General features: G+C 37.5%; 13 protein-coding genes, 1 tRNA gene and 1 other RNA gene. All 15 read right to left on the reverse strand.

What is annotated here, in order from left to right; translation table 11 throughout:
* Positions 1-243: 243 nt before the first annotated feature.
* The 15 genes from MKX82_RS16640 to MKX82_RS16710 all read right to left on the reverse strand — a co-directional run bounded on the left by MKX82_RS16640 (position 244) and on the right by MKX82_RS16710 (position 18,347).
* Positions 244-1,383 carry a DUF3800 domain-containing protein gene (locus tag MKX82_RS16640; RefSeq protein WP_341078557.1) on the reverse strand — a complete coding sequence of 380 codons (1,140 nt, stop codon included), beginning with the start codon at positions 1,381-1,383 and terminating at the stop codon, positions 244-246.
* A gap of 771 nt (positions 1,384-2,154) precedes the next feature.
* Complete coding sequence (locus MKX82_RS16645) at positions 2,155-4,731, reverse strand: DEAD/DEAH box helicase (RefSeq protein ID WP_341078560.1); 2,577 nt, start codon at positions 4,729-4,731, stop codon at positions 2,155-2,157.
* Complete coding sequence (locus tag MKX82_RS16650; protein ID WP_341078563.1) at positions 4,721-5,626, reverse strand: HamA C-terminal domain-containing protein; 906 nt, start codon at positions 5,624-5,626, stop codon at positions 4,721-4,723. The genes MKX82_RS16645 and MKX82_RS16650 overlap by 11 nt, the downstream gene beginning before the upstream one ends.
* A gap of 443 nt (positions 5,627-6,069) precedes the next feature.
* Positions 6,070-6,428: a transfer-messenger RNA gene (ssrA, locus tag MKX82_RS16655) on the reverse strand.
* Positions 6,429-6,583: 155 nt separating this feature from the next.
* Complete coding sequence (gene smpB, locus MKX82_RS16660) at positions 6,584-7,051, reverse strand: SsrA-binding protein SmpB (RefSeq protein WP_127738132.1); 468 nt, start codon at positions 7,049-7,051, stop codon at positions 6,584-6,586.
* A gap of 110 nt (positions 7,052-7,161) precedes the next feature.
* Complete coding sequence (rnr, locus tag MKX82_RS16665; protein WP_233316630.1) at positions 7,162-9,468, reverse strand: ribonuclease R; 2,307 nt, start codon at positions 9,466-9,468, stop codon at positions 7,162-7,164.
* A 61-nt stretch (positions 9,469-9,529) separates the two neighbouring features.
* Entirely contained in the window at positions 9,530-10,273 is a 744-nt protein-coding gene (locus tag MKX82_RS16670) for an alpha/beta hydrolase (protein WP_233316601.1), read from the reverse strand.
* Between the two features lie 198 nt (positions 10,274-10,471).
* Entirely contained in the window at positions 10,472-10,708 is a 237-nt protein-coding gene (gene secG / locus MKX82_RS16675; protein WP_233316602.1) for a preprotein translocase subunit SecG, read from the reverse strand.
* A 147-nt stretch (positions 10,709-10,855) separates the two neighbouring features.
* The gene (gene eno / locus MKX82_RS16680; protein ID WP_233316603.1) at positions 10,856-12,151 is read right to left on the reverse strand and encodes a phosphopyruvate hydratase; all 1,296 of its coding nucleotides are present in this window, start codon (positions 12,149-12,151) and stop codon (positions 10,856-10,858) included.
* Positions 12,152-12,179: 28 nt separating this feature from the next.
* Positions 12,180-13,712, reverse strand: a complete 1,533-nt coding sequence (gene gpmI, locus MKX82_RS16685; protein ID WP_341078576.1) for a 2,3-bisphosphoglycerate-independent phosphoglycerate mutase — start codon at positions 13,710-13,712, stop codon at positions 12,180-12,182.
* Positions 13,709-14,467 carry a triose-phosphate isomerase gene (tpiA, locus tag MKX82_RS16690; protein ID WP_233316605.1) on the reverse strand — a complete coding sequence of 253 codons (759 nt, stop codon included), beginning with the start codon at positions 14,465-14,467 and terminating at the stop codon, positions 13,709-13,711. The genes gpmI and tpiA overlap by 4 nt, the downstream gene beginning before the upstream one ends.
* A gap of 30 nt (positions 14,468-14,497) precedes the next feature.
* Complete coding sequence (locus tag MKX82_RS16695) at positions 14,498-15,682, reverse strand: phosphoglycerate kinase (RefSeq protein WP_233316606.1); 1,185 nt, start codon at positions 15,680-15,682, stop codon at positions 14,498-14,500.
* 130 nt (positions 15,683-15,812) lie between these two features.
* Positions 15,813-16,823 (reverse strand): type I glyceraldehyde-3-phosphate dehydrogenase, encoded by a 1,011-nt coding sequence (gap, locus tag MKX82_RS16700; protein ID WP_127738140.1) that lies wholly within the window; start codon positions 16,821-16,823, stop codon positions 15,813-15,815.
* A 52-nt stretch (positions 16,824-16,875) separates the two neighbouring features.
* Entirely contained in the window at positions 16,876-17,892 is a 1,017-nt protein-coding gene (locus MKX82_RS16705; protein WP_233316607.1) for a sugar-binding transcriptional regulator, read from the reverse strand.
* Positions 17,893-18,275: 383 nt separating this feature from the next.
* Positions 18,276-18,347: transfer RNA gene (locus MKX82_RS16710), tRNA-Arg, on the reverse strand.
* Positions 18,348-18,545 lie beyond the last annotated feature (198 nt).

Here is an 18,545-nt window from a genome sequence, read left to right on the forward strand (position 1 = left end):
TTTAAAAATCTTAAATGATGATTATCTACAATCTGAAGTCACAGCAGAGAGATATGAAAGCATTTCAAAAAGAAGAGGAAAACGTACATAATGAGCAAAGACAAGTTTACTGCTTGCCTTTGCTCATTTCTATTTGTTGGGTGTCATTTCTTTTCGTTAACAAATGCTTTTCATAATGGATTTCACAATTAAGTAGAGAACTCAAAAAAACTCCTGAACCACTTTTTCAGGAGTTTTACATTTTTATTTTCCAGTTAGATACTTGTCAATATTTATTTTAGGAATAGTTGGTTTATTAAGATTTAAACCTGTCACTTTATTAAACAAATCCCGTTGAAATTCTACTGAACCAATTATGTCAGATAATTGAAGAAGCTCGTGCATCTCCATACTAATTAAAGATGAACCCACTATAGTTTCACCCATTTTCTTCATTTCAGGAGTAATTTTTTTGTCCAAAACTATACTTGACGCAAATTTATTAATAAAACTCGCTAAAAGGTCCGCCGCTTGTATCATTGGGGTTTCAACCGATTTTAGCATTTTGAAGTATTTAATTGAGCGAAATCCCATAATAATTGACATTCCGTTTTCAAGGATAAATTCTGCATTCGGAGCGTTCTTATATAAACTAAATACTTCGGGGTAAGCTTCTTGAAACTGTTTGGTTTCATCGTGAAACAATCGTGCTTTATATCCAGCAGCACGTGTTGCTTTCTCAACTAACTGAATAAATGAAATAAATGTAGGTAGATTCAGGCTATGCATGGCTTTTCTAGCCATAGCGATTTGGCTGTAGGTTTCTTCCCAAAGGATATCCTCAATATATTTGGATGATCCGTCAATCACATCAGCTAACTTTTCATTTCCGCTATCTTTCAATTCATTCATTAAAGATAACTGTGCTTGTTTAACGGTTTCAATTGAAGGATTTTTATGCATTTCAGCAAATTGTTCTATGGATTGGTTAGATATGTTATAAATGAGTTCGGCAATGTCTTTTTTGATGCCGTTCATCCAAGAAAAGACCGGTAGAACTTTTTCATTGTTTTCCGAATCGAAAAATGCTTCAACGATTTTTCCTGCTACACAATATCGTTTTTCTGCGATTATAAAGAACGGCATGCATCCAACTTTTCCTAAATCCTTAAACAATTCGTTGGTTATCCTTTGACCTTCATTGCTCTTTAAGATCTCAGTTCCCTTCAGTTCCCGCTTGTCTGGAAAATACGTTTGGGTATACCGTTCTATAATTTTGTCGGCTCGGAACCGCTGATTTTTTTCAATAGACCAACCAGCTAATACATAAACCGGTTGTTGAGGATCTAGGTAATTTCCTCCACTGTTTCCTGATTCATCACAATAGATGTCCATATGGCGCATAGTTTTCCTCCGTTAATGTATTTTACGTTTATTATAAATAAAAAAGACAGATAGGTATTTTTAGAAGGGAATTTTCAGAGATCTGCAACTACTTTTTAACGTTTCTCTTGCAAACTCCCTGACAGGACAGATTACTGTAAATTTTTTATTGTAAAATGGAGTTGATATCCAAACGTAGTTTAACAGGTTAAAATTGTTGAAGAAATAAAGTAGCGCATTACTGGACTGTTTTTTTGTTATATCAAAAAGAGGGAAATGTTGTTAGGTTAAAATTACGCATTTTAAACAATTGGAATTTAAGATTAGGAAATGTATTGCACTATTAGATGCTGAATATAGAACTATAGACTTCACGTTGATTTTTATAAAAATAGAAAAAGACTAGAGCAGGAGCGAAAAATAATTCTAAAATGAATGAAGAGCAATATGAAAAAATTTTAACAGTTAAGAATCTAACTTCAGGAATAACCATTTCTGATAAGAAGAAATCAAAATTTTCTTATTTCTATTTGAAAAAATTGAATATTATCTTAGACTTCCATCTGAGAAAGATGCGTATAAATTTCAACAAGAAAATATGGATAAACACCAACGAAAAATCTTGGAGAATTTCAGTTTTACAGTTAATAGAAATATTCCACCTTATCGGCTGTTAGATTATATCAGGAAAATAATTTATTCATAAAAATTAATGAGCAGCATAGATCCAAAGAAAACACATCTGCATCGAATAGATGTGTTTTCTATTATATAACTAATACACTTTCGCTATTATAAGTAAGCAATTATTGAATTTATTTCATCATAAGCAGCTGAATCGGGATTCAAATTTTCCATTAATCTATTCTTATTTATGTCAATTAATTTACCATTTTTTGTGATTAAACAATTTTTATGTTCACTCACTAAATAATTTGATGTATGCCTAGAAAAACCAATATTCTGTAACGTGATTACAATAGTATCTTGGGTACCGAACTCAAGAAAATTGGCCCAATTGACTCCTGCTTGATTTTCTCCAACTACCTCATTTAGTAAAGAGTAATAATTATTAAAATATTTTTCAAATGTGAATCGTAATACATGCTCTACATCGCCAATCAGTGAGTTAATTTCGTAATTAACATGGCGTTGGTTTCCACTATTAAAAGTTTCAATTATTTGTTCACCTTTTTGATAGTACCTTATGTCTAATTTGTTTTTATGTTTGAATTTTAGTGTTTGATTTATTAGCCAATTTAAACTGTAACCATTAATCCAGTTGTTCATCAATTGAGCATAATACCTCATAGATTTGAAGTGTTTTAAGTTTTTTTCTGATTGTGACCAGTCATACAGATCGTAGAAAAGTTCTAGGATTTTTAGACAGTTATCAAAATTCACGACACTTGGGAATTTTATAATATCTGATCGGTATCTATTCTTCTTTATATATTCATAAACCTTATTCTGCTGCACAATGCTTATGAACTGATTTTTCTTTAGAACTTCCTCTGGAATTTTATTTTTTTTAATAATCTTTTGAGCATAGTTAATAATCTCATATTTATTTTCATTTATAAGTTTATCAATGATTGGACTTTTGTATCCATTCTTCAATTCAAGAGTATCGATACTTATAATGTTTGCAATAAATTTAATTAACTCTTTTTCATCATGTGATCCCTTTTTTATTTGTTTGTTTTGCAGTGCTTGTTCAATATCTTTCAGTTTTTTCTCAATTTTAACGTTAACACTTGTTTTTAGTTTAATATCATCTTTACTGTTAAGAAAATCAATTTTTTTCCAATCTTTTATATCATCTCGAATACAAAAAATATTACCAGATAACTCAACGTTAAGCCTTCCCGCTCGGCCTGCCAAGTTCCAAAAATCAATCTTAGATATATTTCGAAGTCCTTTTTTATTTTTCAATATAAACACGTTCTTTGCCGGTAAATTCACACCTTCAAGTAAAGTTGATGTACAAAAAAGATGTTTAATTATACCTTGTTTAAACAATTTTTCTATATTATCTCTAACGATTTGTGGCAAACTCCCAAAATGATACGCGATACCATACTGCAAGCATTCAATAAGATAAAAATCATTATGGATAAGTTCCTTTATATTGTGAATGGCTTTCTTTAGCTCTTTTCTTTCTTCATATGTCATCTGTATATTATTTTTAATGAAAAAGTCTTTAAATCTCCTAGCATTTTCTACGGTATCTGCAATCGAATTGCAGTAAATAATATTAGAATGATTAGCCGCTAATTTATATATAACCTCTAGTCCTGATGATACATTCTTAAACAAATCGGGAAAGAAATCATATTCCTCGAATTCACTAAATTGCTTTACACTTTTGTTTACCAAATCAACAAAAAATAAATTTTGCCCTACAGGAGCTTCCTTGGTTCGATAAGACAGTCCTTCTTTTATATTAAACAACTCTAAAAATATCTCCGGGTTTGAAACATTAGGAGATGCAAAATAAACATTTACTGAACTAAATTTCTTTAATGTCCTCTGAATGGCGAGATATAATGTGACGCTACGATAATCGTCTTCAGCAGTTAATTTATGTGCTTCATCCACTAACAGGTAATGAATTTCTGGACTATCCTTTTCTGATAAGTAATTTAATAATCTTTCTGGGGTCAGAATAAATATGTACTTATTATCATTAGATACTGTGATTTCCGATAGCGTAGAATTAGTTAATACTTTATATTTCTCACTTTCTAGAACACTGGATAACTCCTGTTTTATATCGATGGAAAACTGATTAATTAATGCTCGTGTAGGAACAACAATCACAAAATTACCTGTTTTGCGTGCAGTGATTATTTCATGAATAAATGCCTTCATTATAAAAGATTTGCCCATGGATGTCGGACCAGCAAAACTGTGAAAATTAGACTCCTTTAATTGTGAAAAAAGATCATATTGTGAATCAGTAAAATACTTATTTTCAGTTCCTTTAACCCTCTGCCTAACTTCTTTTAATCCCTTTTCTAAACTTCTATCAAATGGCAACTCCACTTCAAACTTTAAATAATCCATAGCAGGAAAATTACCTAATTTGGTTAGAACAGCAGTGGAGTATGTTCTATAAATTGGGTCTTCCTCATAAGCAGAACTCAATAAAGATACAATTTTATAAGCTAGATTCCTTGCTTCTGGTTTGTTAGAGTTTGACAAGATATCGGCAAATCGCAAGAGATGGACAAACTCCTTGTTTGTAATTGTTTTCTGAGATGGGTTTAAGAAAATTTCATTCGCTATCTTTTTGGACATTTTATTGTATAAATTTTTAAAATAATCATCCTGAAAAATATCTTCCGCCAACCGATCAAAAATCATTTTGAGCCACCTTTAAATTTTTTATAACTCTTTTTCGAGTTTCGTCTAGGTTAATAAATGGGATAGTATAAACATAAAATGTATATCCAAATAATTTATAATCCTTAATTTTTTTTTGAATGTATTTTATTTCATTTTGTACTGTTTCTTTAATCTGTTGTCTTACCTTTGTTCTAAATTCTAAATTCGATAATTTCGTTAACTCTGGGTCTAATTTCAAATCAAATCCAACAAAGATCCCAAATGCGTTATCCTTATTTATTTCCTCATCCGTTGCACTAGGAATAATAATTTTTTTTAGAAATTTATACATTTCATCACTAACACCTTCTCGCTGAAGATGAGTATTAATCAAGCCAATTTCATGATTTATATTATTATTCTTACGTGTGATAAAATCATTTATCGATTTAAAGGCTTCATATAAACCCTTCTGTAAATCCGCATTTAACTTGGATTCTCCAAAAATTAGTTGATAATTTTGTTCGTCTAATTTTAATAAGTGTACGCCGTCTGAACCTTTAACATAATCATTTGTAGATGTTTTCAATTCCATTTTAGTCATTATTTTCGGAGCATTTAAATTTGACTCTAAGAGGCAGAATAATAAAATCTCACCTAATTCCCCATCATTTGATTCGTAATCCCTTAATTTTTCAACCGCCATTACATAAATACCATAATTATTCTTAAACTCTTCTAATTCCTTATTAGATAAGCAAAACGGCACAATACAATGGGTTAAGTTTTTCACAAGTTGATGATATGTAAACTGATTGTTTTCTATTTTTAATGTAAAAAGGTTCAATTTTGAGCTAGAATCATGTACTTCATGATTTTGGATTTCATGGTAAAAAAGATTCAGGAAATTGGATCCAATCTTTGTTTCGAGCATCTACAGTTGTCCCCCATAGTAATTAAATTGTTTAATTTTAACAGTTTATCTATTTATTCTACCATCCCGTTTCCATTATTGTAAACGGAATCTGAAAATTTGGATTTAGATTCAATATTTCTTACAACCGAGTGAATAAGTTGACGATTTTATTGTCCTGTTTAGTAAAAACACCGGAAAAGTATAGATAGAAATAAAAAATCCTGCTAGAACCTCTAAGATGATACTTGGTGCAATCATAATAAAAAGACCCATCTCTGAACCTTGCTCTCGACGAATTCACATGTTCATTAATTTTTATAGTTCTAGTATAAAGTCATTCTGTGGTTAATGGGGAATAAAGCATAAAATTTCCTAAAAAAAAAAATAAAGCATAAAGTTTCCAAACGGAAATTTTATGCTTTACGTTATAAAGTAGTAAAAAACCACCAAACATATGTATTTGGTGGAGACGGTGGGAGTCGAACCCACGTCCAGAAACATCGGCACTTAAGCTTCTACGAGTGTAGTCAACATATTCGCGATTCGCTCATTCTTATGCCTGCTGACGGGCGTCCGATGAGCTAGCCTGGTTGTTCTCTTCCTTCTTCCTCAGACGGTGGAATCCGGCGTAGCCCACTTAAAGTGAGTCCCTTACCCTACCACATGGGCGATGGAGGGAGGAACCGCTAAGCGCTATTAAGCAGCTAAAGCGAAGTTGTTTTGTTGTTTGCCAGTTATAGGCTTTGACGTTTTAACGAGGCCGATCCCCTCGACTCGCAACCTAAGCTCGAACTATCCCTGTCGAATCCGTAACGTCCCCATAAGGATAAAATCTAGTGATTGTTACATCACTGGATTCACGCTATTTGCGTTAACGTTAGGAAGCTCAAAAATAGGAGCTTTAAGTTATGCTTGTCTTAACGACATAATTTATTATAACATAAACATCCTAGATTTCAATTGTAAGTTTTTGGATTACATTTTTTGTCTATCTCTTAAGGCACGCTCGATGCTGCGGTTTGCTTCTTTGCGCTTTAATGTCTCACGCTTGTCATAGTTTTTCTTACCCTTACCGAGCCCGATTAAAACCTTGGCAAAGCCGTTTTTCATATAAAGCTTCAATGGAACTAATGCATAACCGATTTCCTTCGTGTCGCCAATCAGCTGGTTTATCTGCTTTTTGTGAAGCAGCAGCTTGCGTGTTCTCAGCGGCTCATGATTATAACGGTTTCCTTGTTCATATGGGCTTATATGCATGCCATACAAAAATACTTCACCGTTATGAACACGGGCATATGATTCCTTCAGGTTAACCCTGCCAGCACGGATTGCCTTAATCTCTGTTCCTTGCAGCACGATGCCTGCTTCATATGTTTCCTCAATAAAATAATCGTGGTTCGCTTTTTTGTTTTGAGCGACTACTTTCCCTTCACCTTTTGGCATTAAAATCCCCTACCTTTATAACCTAATTGTATCAAATTATCTCTGTTCGGACAATTTTGATGAAGTTTATCAAAGGGAAGCAAGATATGCTTCCCTTTCTCAAAAACATTTTAGCGTTTCTTTTTCTTTCTTTTTGCTTTTGGGGCATTTTCATAAAACTTTCTTTCTTTTTTGCCCTTGCGTTTTCCTTCCCCGTTGCTGCCATTGCCATTGCCATTGCGTCCATCTTTGCCGGCCCCAGACTTTCCTTTCCGTGGCGCGCGAGATGTGCTGCCAGTTGAAAATACTTTGCCCTCTTTTTTCGGATCTCTGCGGCGAGTTCCTTTCATGCCGACAATTTCGAAGTCAATGGCACGCTCTTCTTTATTAACATTAACAACACGAACTGTGATCTCATCACCAATACGGAATACTTTGCCTGTTCTTTCACCAATCATCGCAAAATGGCGTTCATCATAGCGATAATAGTCGTCTGTCATATAGCTGACATGTACAAGACCTTCAATTGTATTCTTAAGCTCCACAAACATTCCAAAGTTTGTGACAGAGCTGATAATGCCGTCATATTCTTCGCCGATTTTATCCAGCATATATTCTGCTTTTTTGAGTTCGTCAGTCTCACGTTCTGCTTCAACAGAGCGTCTTTCCATATTGGACGAATGCTCTGCTATGTCTGTCAGCTTGCTGTTCCATTTCTCTTGAGTAGGAGCGCTAATATCACCTTCTACTAGATATGTGCGAATAAGTCTGTGCACAATTAAATCGGGATAGCGTCTGATTGGAGACGTGAAGTGCGTATAGAACTCTGTTGACAACCCGAAATGCCCTAGACTTTCTGGATAATATTTTGCCTGCTGCATGGAGCGGAGCATAACAGTTGAAATAACCATTTCTTCTGGTGTGCCTTGCACCTCTTCAATAATTTCCTGAAGAGCTCTCGGATGAACTTCATTCGCAGTACCTTTCACGATATAGCCGAAGTTTGTAATAAACTCAAAAAACCTGCGCAGCTTTTCTTCTTTCGGGTCTTCGTGAATACGATAAATAAACGGTACTTGCAGCCAGTGGAAATGTTCTGCTACTGTTTCATTGGCAACAAGCATGAACTCTTCAATAAGGCGTTCTGCAACAGAACGTTCACGAAGGACAACATCCTTTGGCTTTCCATTTTCTTCAACAAGAACCTTTGATTCTTTGAAATCAAAGTCGATTGCTCCTCGGCCCATCCGTTTTGTGCGAAGAATCTGCGCAAGCTCTTCCATTCTCTCAAACATTGGAACAAGCTCAGCATATCTTTCTCGCAGCTCTTCATCTTTGTCATTTAAGATTGAGTTAACATCGGCATAAGTCATTCGTTCTGTTGTCTTAATGACACTTTGGAATATCTCATGGCTAACCACTTCACCGCTCGGGCTGATTTCCATTTCACAAGACAATGTCAGACGATTTACTTTTGGATTTAAAGAGCAAATCCCATTTGACAGGCGATGTGGAATCATTGGAATAACTCGGTCTACTAAATAAACACTTGTGCCTCTGTCTTGTGCCTCTACATCAATTGGTGAATCTTCCGTCACATAATAAGAAACGTCTGCAATGTGAACCCCAAGCTTGTAGTTGCCATTTTCCAGCCTTGTAACGGTTACCGCATCGTCCAAGTCCTTTGCATCAGCACCATCAATTGTGACAATCTGCTGATCCCTTAAATCACGTCTGTTTTTGATTTCACTTTCATCAATTTCATCTGGAACACTGTCAGCCTGTGCCATCACTTCGTCAGGAAAAGCAAGCGGCAGTCCATGCTTATGAATAACAGATAGAATATCCACACCAGGATCATTTTTATGGCCCAGTATCTTGATAATCTCCCCTTCTGCATTCTTTCTTCCTTCTGGATAAGCAGTTAAGTTTACAACTACTTTATGGCCTTCTACAGCACCCTTTGTGCTGCCTTTAGGAATGAACACATCTGTGGCAATTTTTTTATCATCGGGAATAACAAACCCAAAATTCTTGCTTTCGGAATATGTACCGACAATTTGCTGCACACCTCGTTCCAGAATACGGACGATGGTTCCTTCCCGTCTTTGACCAGAGCTTTCTGAAGTGACACGGGCAAGCACGATATCGCCATTCATCGCTGTCTTCACTTCATTTGGCGGGATAAAGATATCGTCTAGACCAGGCTCCTCTGGAATAACAAAGGCAAAACCCTTTGCATGGCCGGATATCTTCCCTTTCACTAAATTCATCTTTTCAGGCAGACCGTAACGATTGCTTCTCGTTCTTACAACCAACCCTTTTTCTTCCATCTGCACTAATGCCTTGACGAACTCCTTAAAGTTAGAAGAATCCTCAATTCCAAACGCTTCCTCCAGCTCCTGTACTGTCAGGGGCTTATACGCCTCGTCCTTCATATAATGCAGCAGCTTTTCTATATGCTCTTGAATTATATCCAAACAAACAACCTCCTTTTAATTAATTAATCCAATCTAATCGATCAATAAACTGGTAGAAGTCCTCAAAAACCTCGTCCTTTTCTTTATCATGTGTAATAACATGGCCAGAATTCTCATACCATTTGATCTCTTTATCATCACTTTCCACTTCATTATAGATAATATTTGCACTATCTGTATTAATCATGTGGTCATGTCTTGCTTGTATAACAAAAACAGGGGAATAAATTAAATCCACTGATTGACGGACATCTGCAATCAAGCCTTGCAGCTCTTTTAACGTATTCATCGGGGCGAATTCTGCCATTTCTTGTTCAATGACTTCCTCCGATTTTCCTTCCCTAACCTTATAGTTACGAGCATATTCAAGGACGCCCTCATACATGACTTCTTCGCTTTTAATATACATTGGAGAACACATTGTTACGATACCCTTTACAGGTACAGTGTAACCTAACTTAAGAGAAAATACCCCGCCTAGAGAAAGTCCGCCCACTGCAATTTCTTCATAACCTTTTTCTTTCAAGAAATTATAGCCTGCCTGAACATCTTTCCACCAATCTTCTGGCCCATACTGCACAAGGTCCTCTGGCGGCACTCCATGGCCTTTATACAACGGAATATAGCAGCTGTATCCTTTAGTATTCAAATAGCGTCCAAGCATTCTTACATCTGATGTGTTGCCTGTGAAGCCGTGCAGCAGCAATACAGCACGTTTATTACTTCCTTCAAAATACAACGGCTTTTGTTCCACTAATTTCATTTTAAAAACACTCCTTGCCTTATCTTTTCCCATTTCCATCGGATTAACATATGTATAGCTGATTTTCTTTTTAGTAAATCTCATCCTATTTTAGGCAGAAAAAAGGATAAGAATCCAGCAAAAAGATTCCAAAGCCCCTCTTGCAGAAAAAAAACCTGACCGCATCCGGCCAGGTTTTTCATCTATACCGTTCAGCTATTAAATATCGAAATAGCTGACTGCAATCGTTAAAGCAAAGAACAAAATTGACAGTACGATTGTTGTATTATGAAGTATTAAGTCTAAACCGCGAGCTTTTTGTTTACCGAAAAGCTGTTCTGCCCCACCTGAAATGGCCCCGGATAGACCTGCACTTTTTCCTGATTGCAGAAGCACTACTACAATAAGAGCAAGAGCAACAATAATCAGTAATGTTAATAAGATTGTGTGTAACATACAAGCACCTCCATTAAAACGAACATACATTACTCTTAATGTACCATAATTTATCTTGTCCCACAATAGCATTACAACGGTTTTATCCAAGTTGTGGCAACAAAAAAGCACCTGACACAAAAATGTCAGGTGCTTGAAGTTCAAACCTTATTTAGTAAGGTTGTAGAAAGATTTAAGACCATCGTATACAGCTAGGTCGCCAAGCTCGTCTTCGATGCGAAGAAGTTGGTTGTACTTAGCAATACGGTCTGTACGAGAAAGTGAACCAGTTTTGATTTGGCCAGCGTTAGTAGCAACAGCGATGTCAGCGATTGTTGCATCTTCTGTTTCACCAGAACGGTGAGATACTACTGCAGTGTAACCTGCACGTTTAGCCATTTCGATAGCTTCGAAAGTTTCAGTCAAAGTACCGATTTGGTTAACTTTGATAAGGATTGAGTTAGCAATTCCTTTTTCGATACCTTCAGCCAATTTTTTAGTGTTTGTAACGAATAGATCGTCACCAACCAATTGTACTTTAGAACCGATGCGGTCAGTCAACAATTTGTGACCTTCCCAGTCGTTTTCGTCAAGACCATCTTCAATAGAGATGATTGGGAATTCGTTAACTAGCTCTTCGTAGAAAGATACTAGCTCTTCAGAAGTTAAGCCAGTGCGGCCTTCTCCAGCAAGATCGTATTTACCAGTTTCTTTGTTGTAGAACTCAGAAGAAGCAACGTCCATTCCAAGCAAGATGTCTTTACCAGGCTCATAGCCAGCTTTTTTGATTGCTTCGATGATAACTTCAAGAGCTTCACGGTTTGAACCAAGGTTTGGAGCGAATCCACCTTCGTCACCTACAGCTGTGTTCAAGCCTTTTGCAGATAGAACTGATTTAAGTGCATGGAACACTTCAGCACCATAACGCAATGCTTCTTTGAATGTTGGAGCACCTACTGGCAAGATCATGAACTCTTGGAAGTCCACGTTGTTGTCAGCGTGAGAACCACCGTTGATGATGTTCATCATTGGAGTTGGCAATTGCTTAGCATTGAATCCGCCAAGGTAACGGTACAATGGAAGACCAACAACTTCAGAAGCAGCGTGAGCTGCAGCCATAGATACACCAAGGATAGCGTTAGCACCTAATTTACCTTTGTTTTCAGTTCCGTCAAGCTCGATCATAGTTCTGTCGATTCCAGCTTGGTCAGTAACGTCCATACCGATGATAGCTTCAGCGATAACTTCGTTTACGTTTTCTACTGCTTTAAGAACACCTTTGCCAAGGTAGCGTGATTTGTCGCCGTCACGCAATTCTACTGCTTCGTATTCACCAGTTGATGCACCAGATGGAACAAGTGCACGACCGAAGAAACCTGATTCTGTTAAAACTTCTACTTCTACTGTTGGGTTACCGCGTGAGTCTAATACTTCGCGAGCATATACATGTTGAATGTATGGCATAATAAATTCTCTCCTTTTAATAAATCAATTATTTTTTAATGATAGATGTACCAGTCATTTCTGCTGGTTGTTCAAGTCCTAATAACTCAAGCATAGTTGGAGCCAAATCTCCAAGCTTTCCTTCTTGAAGCTCGACACCAGGCACTGTCACAATGACAGGCACAGGGTTTGTTGTATGTGCAGTCATTGGTTTTCCATCAAGTGTTACCACTTCATCTGAGTTACCATGGTCTGCTGTAATGATAGCTTTGCCGCCTTTTTCTTCAATCAGTGTGATGATTTTGCCTAAGCATTCATCAACAGTCTCGATAGCCTTGATAGTAGGTTCAAGCATTCCGGAGTGCCCAACCATATCAGGGTTTGCAAAGTTTAAGATGATAGCATCAAAATTATCTGCTTCAATCTCTTTTAGAAGTGCATCTGTCACTTCATAAGCGCTCATTTCTGGCTGCAAGTCGTATGTTGCAACTTTAGGAGAGTTGATCAAAATACGCTTTTCACCAGGGAATTCCGCTTCACGTCCACCGCTCATGAAGAACGTTACGTGTGGGTATTTTTCCGTTTCCGCAATGCGGAGCTGAGTTAATCCATTTTGGGAAATAACTTCACCTAATGTGTTATCCAAGTTTGTTGGCTTGAAAGCAACATACCCTTTTACTGTTTCACTGAAATGAGTTAAGCATACGAAATATAAATCTTTCGGATGATTTTCTCCGCGATCGAATGAACGGAAGTCCTCATTTGTGAATACATTAGAGATTTGGATTGCACGGTCTGGACGGAAGTTATAGAAAATTACTGCATCTTCGTCTTGAATGGTTGCAACCGGCTTACCGTCTTCTTTAGTAATAACAGACGGAAGTACGAATTCGTCAAAGATACCGTTTCTGTAGTTATCTTCTACAACATCCAATGGGTTGGAGTAGCTAGGTCCTTCACCATAGGCCATTGCACGGTAGGATTTTTCAACACGGTCCCAGCGCTTATCTCTATCCATAGAATAGTAGCGTCCTGAGATTGTCGCAAATTCACCTACACCGTATTCTTCTATTTTTTCTTGTGTAGCCATAATGTATTTTTCCGCAGTCTTTTGACCGACGTCTCGGCCGTCTAGAATTCCGTGAATATATACATTTTTTACACCCTCGTCTTTTGCAAGGCGAAGAAGGGCATACATATGTTCAATATGGCTGTGAACTCCTCCATCTGATAAAAGACCGAACAGATGAAGATTCTTGCCTTTTTCCTTCACATGCTTGATGGCATTTACGAAAGTTTCGTTCTTAGCGAACTGACCTTCTCTGATTGCCACATTCACTCTTGTCAAGCTTTGGTAAACAATACGTCCTGCTCCAATGTTCAAATGGCCAACTTCAGAGTTACCCATTTGTCCTTCTGGAAGACCTACATCTTCACCGCTCGCAACAAGTGTTGTGTGAGGATATTGATTCCAGTATTTATCAAAGTTTGGCTTTTTTGCTTGAGCAACAGCATTTCCCATACGTTCGTCTCTCAATGCAAAGCCATCCAAAATGATCAATGCTACAGGAGATTTACTCATGCCTTACCTTCCTCCAATAATTGCAGGAAGCTTTGTGCTTCTAAGCTAGCTCCTCCTACAAGAGCACCATCGATATCAGGCTGTGCCATATATTCTTTGATGTTCTCAGGCTTAACGCTGCCGCCGTATTGAATGCGGATGCTTTCTGCCACTTCTGGAGAAAACTGTTCGCTTACTGTTTTACGGATATGTGCGCAAACTTCATTAGCATCAGCTGATGTAGAAGATTTGCCTGTTCCGATTGCCCAGATTGGCTCATAAGCTACAACTGTTGCTTTAGCTTGCTCATCTGTAAGACCAGCTAGAGCTTTTGAAACTTGAGAAGCAACGAATTCGTTTGTTTCGCCGTTTTCTCTTTGCTCAAGCGTTTCACCACAGCAAACGATTGGAGTTAAGTTGTTTTCAAATGCTGCAATCGTTTTTTTGTTAACAGCTTCGTCTGTTTCATTGAAGAACTCACGGCGTTCAGAGTGTCCAAGGACAACGTATTTAGCACCGATGTTTTCCAAAGCTACAGGGCTGATTTCACCTGTGAAAGCTCCATTTTTTTCGAAGTGCATGTTTTGTGCACCAATTTTCACTTCTGTGCCGTCAGTCAATTCTACTAATTGACCGATGAATAGAGCAGGAGCGACAACTACTGCATCAACCTGTTCACTAGAAGGAATTGATTCTTTAATTTCTTGGATAAAGTCCACTGCTTCAGGAAGTGTTTTGTTCATCTTCCAGTTTCCAGCGATAATAGGTTTGCGCATGTATAACATCCTTTCATGCTTGGTTAATTATTATTTATCGTTAAGAGCTACTACACCTGGAAGTTCTTTGCCTTCCATGAATTCCAACGAAGCACCGCCACCTGTTGAAATATGGCTCATTTTGTTTGCAAGGTCAAACTTCTCAACTGCTGCTGCAGAATCTCCACCACCGATGACAGAGTATGTATCTTGTGATTCAGCAAGAGCTGTTGCTACTGCTTTTGTTCCTTTAGCAAATGTATCTAATTCAAACACACCCATTGGTCCGTTCCAGATAACCAATTTAGAGTTTTTGATAACATCTGCATAGATTTCTCTTGTTTTTGGACCGATGTCCAACGCTTCCCAATCAGAAGGGATTTCTTCGATGGAAACAGTTTGTGTGTTAGCATCGTTAGAGAAGTCGTCTGCAACTGTTACATCTACAGGCATGTAGAATTTAACACCTTTTTCTTTCGCTTTTTCCATATAAGATTTCGCTAGTTCGATTTTATCTTCTTCAAGAAGAGACAATCCGATTTCATGGCCAAGTGCTTTTACGAATGTATAAGCTAATCCGCCACCGATGATCAAGTTATCTACTTTATCAAGAAGGTTATCGATTACGCCGATTTTGTCTTTTACTTTAGCTCCACCGACGATAGCTGTGAATGGACGGTCTGGATTTGAAAGTGCTTTTCCTAATACATCAAGCTCTTTTTCCATTAATAGACCAGATACAGCTGGGATATGGTGTGCAATACCTTCAGTTGAAGCATGTGCACGGTGTGCTGCACCAAATGCATCGTTTACAAATACATCAGCTAGTTCAGCATAGCTTTTTGCTAGTTCTGCATCGTTTTTCTCTTCACCAGCATTGAAACGTACGTTTTCAAGCAATAGCACATCGCCTTCAGACAGCTTGCTGATTTCAGCTTTAACAGCTTCACCATAAGACTCATCTGTTTTTACAACATTTTTGCCAAGTAGCTCAGAAAGACGTGCAGCAACTGGAGTTAAACGCAATTCTTCTACCACTTCACCATTTGGACGGCCTAAGTGACTTGCTAAAATTACGATAGCACCTTTTTCTACTAACTCGTTAATAGTTGGTAGTGCTGCTTGAATTCTTGTTTCATCCGTGATTTTTTGATCCTTCATCGGAACGTTGAAGTCAACACGAACAAATACTTTTTTGCCTTTTAAATCGATATCGCGAATCGTTTTCTTGTTCATTAAATGAGACCCTCCACTTGCATTATTTTAAGCTTTTAATCCGTATCCACTAAAGATTGCAAAGCTATTTTTAAAAGAGCGGAAACAAAGCTGTTTCCGCTGTTTGATTAAGGGCTTTAGCTTAACAAAATTATTTTGTAGCTAATTGTGCAAAGTGTTTAACTGTTCTTACAAGTTGGTTTGTGTAAGACATTTCGTTGTCATACCAAGCAACAGTTTTAACCAATTGCTTGTCGCCAACTGTCATAACTTTAGTTTGAGTTGCATCGAACAATGAACCATAGCTGATTCCGATGATGTCAGAAGAAACGATTTCGTCTTCAGTGTAACCGTAAGACTCGTCAGCAGCTGCTTTCATTGCTGCGTTAACTTCTTCAACTGTTACTTTTTTGTCAAGAACTGTTACAAGCTCAGTTAATGAACCAGTTTTAACAGGTACACGTTGTGCAGCTCCGTCTAATTTACCGTTAAGTTCTGGCAATACTAGACCGATAGCTTTAGCAGCACCAGTTGAGTTAGGGATGATGTTTTCTGCAGCAGCACGAGCGCGGCGGAAGTCACCTTTTGGATGTGGAGCGTCAAGAGTGTTTTGATCTCCAGTGTAAGCATGGATAGTTGTCATTAGTCCTTCAACGATACCGAAGTTGTCTTGAAGTGCTTTTGCCATTGGAGCTAGGCAGTTTGTAGTACAAGAAGCACCAGAGATAACTGTTTCAGTACCATCAAGAATGTCATGGTTTACGTTGTAAACGATTGTTTTCATTTCACCAGTTGCAGGTGCAGAGATAACAACGTTTTTAGCGCCAGCTTGGATATGAGCTTCAGCACTTTCTTTAGTTGTGAAGAAACCAGTAGATTCGATAACTGTATCTACGTTAAGCTCGCCCCATTTAAGGTCAGCTGGGTTTCTTTCAGCAGTAGTTACTACTTTTTTACCGTTTACTAGGAAGTAACCTTCGTGTACTTCGATTTCACCTTGGAAAGTACCTTGAGATGAATCATATTTTAAAAGATGTGCCAGCATTTTAGTATCAGTTAAATCATTGATAGCCACTACTTCCAATTCTGGGTTTTCCATGATTTTTCTGAATGCTAAACGTCCGATACGTCCAAATCCGTTAATACCAACTTTTACTGTCATTATTATTTCCTCCTCTAAATTTAGAGATAATTATATATAAAGGGATTTCCCATTATATCAAGTTTTTTGCCGCTCCTTCATCTGTGATCAGAATGGTAGAGGGTGGCGCTTTTTTTAAATAGGCTCTAATAGCCTTTGATTTTGACGATCCTCCGGCAACTGCGATTACATTTGGAACAGTAGAAAGATTTTCAAGTCTAAGGCCGATCGTCTGAACCTTATGGACAACCTCTCCGTCTTCATTAAAGTAATAACCAAATGCTTCACCGACAGCATTTGCCTGCACGATTTTTTCCAGGTCACTTGCACTTGTACTGCGGCGTTCTGCCATTGTAATGGCATCTCCAATTCCATGAATAAGCAGGCTAGCTGATTTAATCAACTGTAAAACTTCATTGATGCGGGCATCTTTGACAATGCTTTTGTACATCTCCTTGCTCACTTCATCAGGAGCATACAGGACACGATGCTTGCTGTCTGTGCGATCAGCCATCATGGAACAGATCGTATTGGCCTGGTTTTTAACATCTTCCCCAATGCCGCCACGCGCCGGAACAAACAGCCATTCACCGTCCACTATGTTAGGCGTAAGCATCTCTGCCACTGCAGCCATCGTGGTTCCACCATTAACTGCGATGATATTATTGCCTTTTAATAGTGATTTCATACTATTAGCTGTTGCAAGTCCCAGTTCTTTTTTCAACCATGGAGAATGATCGCTGTCTCCAGCTACAATAATCACCCTTTTGATATGCAGCTTCTTTTCAAGCTCTTTCTCCATTTCGTTAATACCCGTTACTTCCCTCATTACACTAGAAAGACTTTCCAAAGTTTCTTCGCCAATTGGAGTGAGTGTCATGCCAATGTTCGTAATATGTATAAGCTTCTGATCTTTTAAGAACTCCACTTCGCTCCTGAGCACTCGTTCCGTCAATCCAAGGCTTCCCGCCAAGCTTCTTCTGCCGACAGGCTGCATATTGCTGATGTGATGAAGAATGTAATATCTTTTTTGCATAATTACGAGTAAATCAGGCAATAATCTTTTTTGAATCTCGATAAATGAATTCATTCTTGGTGCCCCTTCACTTACAGTGGTCATTTGAAGTCCCGCATAGACATATTATGTCCCACAATCTCCAAAAAAAATCATTTCCTGCTACAAACTCATTCTATCACCAGCGAATAGCAAATTCAACTTATAAACGTCCATTTTTCAAGAAATTTGACGAAAATTCGAAGATGGTCCGCATGTGAATTTCATCACGTTTTCATTGCTTTCATTCTATATAAACAGGAACAGCAGCAAAAAAGGATAAAGATTTAGAAATGGTTAGATAGCTTGTCCCCGTAATAGGAGCGGAATTCTATATCCTCACTCTCAAAGGAATTCAAACAAAAAAAGACTGTCGAAAAGCCCATAAAGAGATTGTCAACAGTCTTTTTTTCAAATAGCGCCCTCGAAGGGAATCGAACCCCTATTTCAAGAACCGGAATCTTGCGTGCTATCCATTACACCACGAGGGCAGAATTTTTTAAAGAACGTTTTGATTATATGATATGTTTCGCTTTAATGCAAGGAATAATTGTTTAAAAATATCCAGTCTGGGTATCATGGTAAGGATAAAATCTTATTGTAAAAACATGAATGGAATGACAGTGACATAAAGTGTCGAAGGATATTTTGCCTTATCCGAACGTAAACGTTTGACCTTAATTGACCAT

The organism is Niallia sp. FSL R7-0271, assembly GCF_038005785.1.
Classification (GTDB): domain Bacteria; phylum Bacillota; class Bacilli; order Bacillales; family Cytobacillaceae; genus Niallia.

What these genes read in the sequence shown, in the direction of transcription:
- MKX82_RS16705 (WP_233316607.1), bottom strand. Translation starts at nt 17,892, where the DNA reads ATGAATTCATTTATCGAGATTCAAAAAAGATTATTGCCTGATTTACTC.
- smpB (WP_127738132.1), bottom strand. Translation starts at nt 7,051, where the DNA reads ATGCCAAAAGGTGAAGGGAAAGTAGTCGCTCAAAACAAAAAAGCGAAC.
- eno (WP_233316603.1), bottom strand. Translation starts at nt 12,151, where the DNA reads ATGCCATACATTCAACATGTATATGCTCGCGAAGTATTAGACTCACGC.
- tpiA (WP_233316605.1), bottom strand. Translation starts at nt 14,467, where the DNA reads ATGCGCAAACCTATTATCGCTGGAAACTGGAAGATGAACAAAACACTT.
- MKX82_RS16670 (WP_233316601.1), bottom strand. Translation starts at nt 10,273, where the DNA reads ATGAAATTAGTGGAACAAAAGCCGTTGTATTTTGAAGGAAGTAATAAA.
- secG (WP_233316602.1), bottom strand. Translation starts at nt 10,708, where the DNA reads ATGTTACACACAATCTTATTAACATTACTGATTATTGTTGCTCTTGCT.
- gap (WP_127738140.1), bottom strand. Translation starts at nt 16,823, where the DNA reads ATGACAGTAAAAGTTGGTATTAACGGATTTGGACGTATCGGACGTTTA.
- rnr (WP_233316630.1), bottom strand. Translation starts at nt 9,468, where the DNA reads ATGAAGGACGAGGCGTATAAGCCCCTGACAGTACAGGAGCTGGAGGAA.
- gpmI (WP_341078576.1), bottom strand. Translation starts at nt 13,712, where the DNA reads ATGAGTAAATCTCCTGTAGCATTGATCATTTTGGATGGCTTTGCATTG.
- MKX82_RS16645 (WP_341078560.1), bottom strand. Translation starts at nt 4,731, where the DNA reads ATGATTTTTGATCGGTTGGCGGAAGATATTTTTCAGGATGATTATTTT.
- MKX82_RS16640 (WP_341078557.1), bottom strand. Translation starts at nt 1,383, where the DNA reads ATGCGCCATATGGACATCTATTGTGATGAATCAGGAAACAGTGGAGGA.
- MKX82_RS16695 (WP_233316606.1), bottom strand. Translation starts at nt 15,682, where the DNA reads ATGAACAAGAAAACGATTCGCGATATCGATTTAAAAGGCAAAAAAGTA.
- MKX82_RS16650 (WP_341078563.1), bottom strand. Translation starts at nt 5,626, where the DNA reads ATGCTCGAAACAAAGATTGGATCCAATTTCCTGAATCTTTTTTACCAT.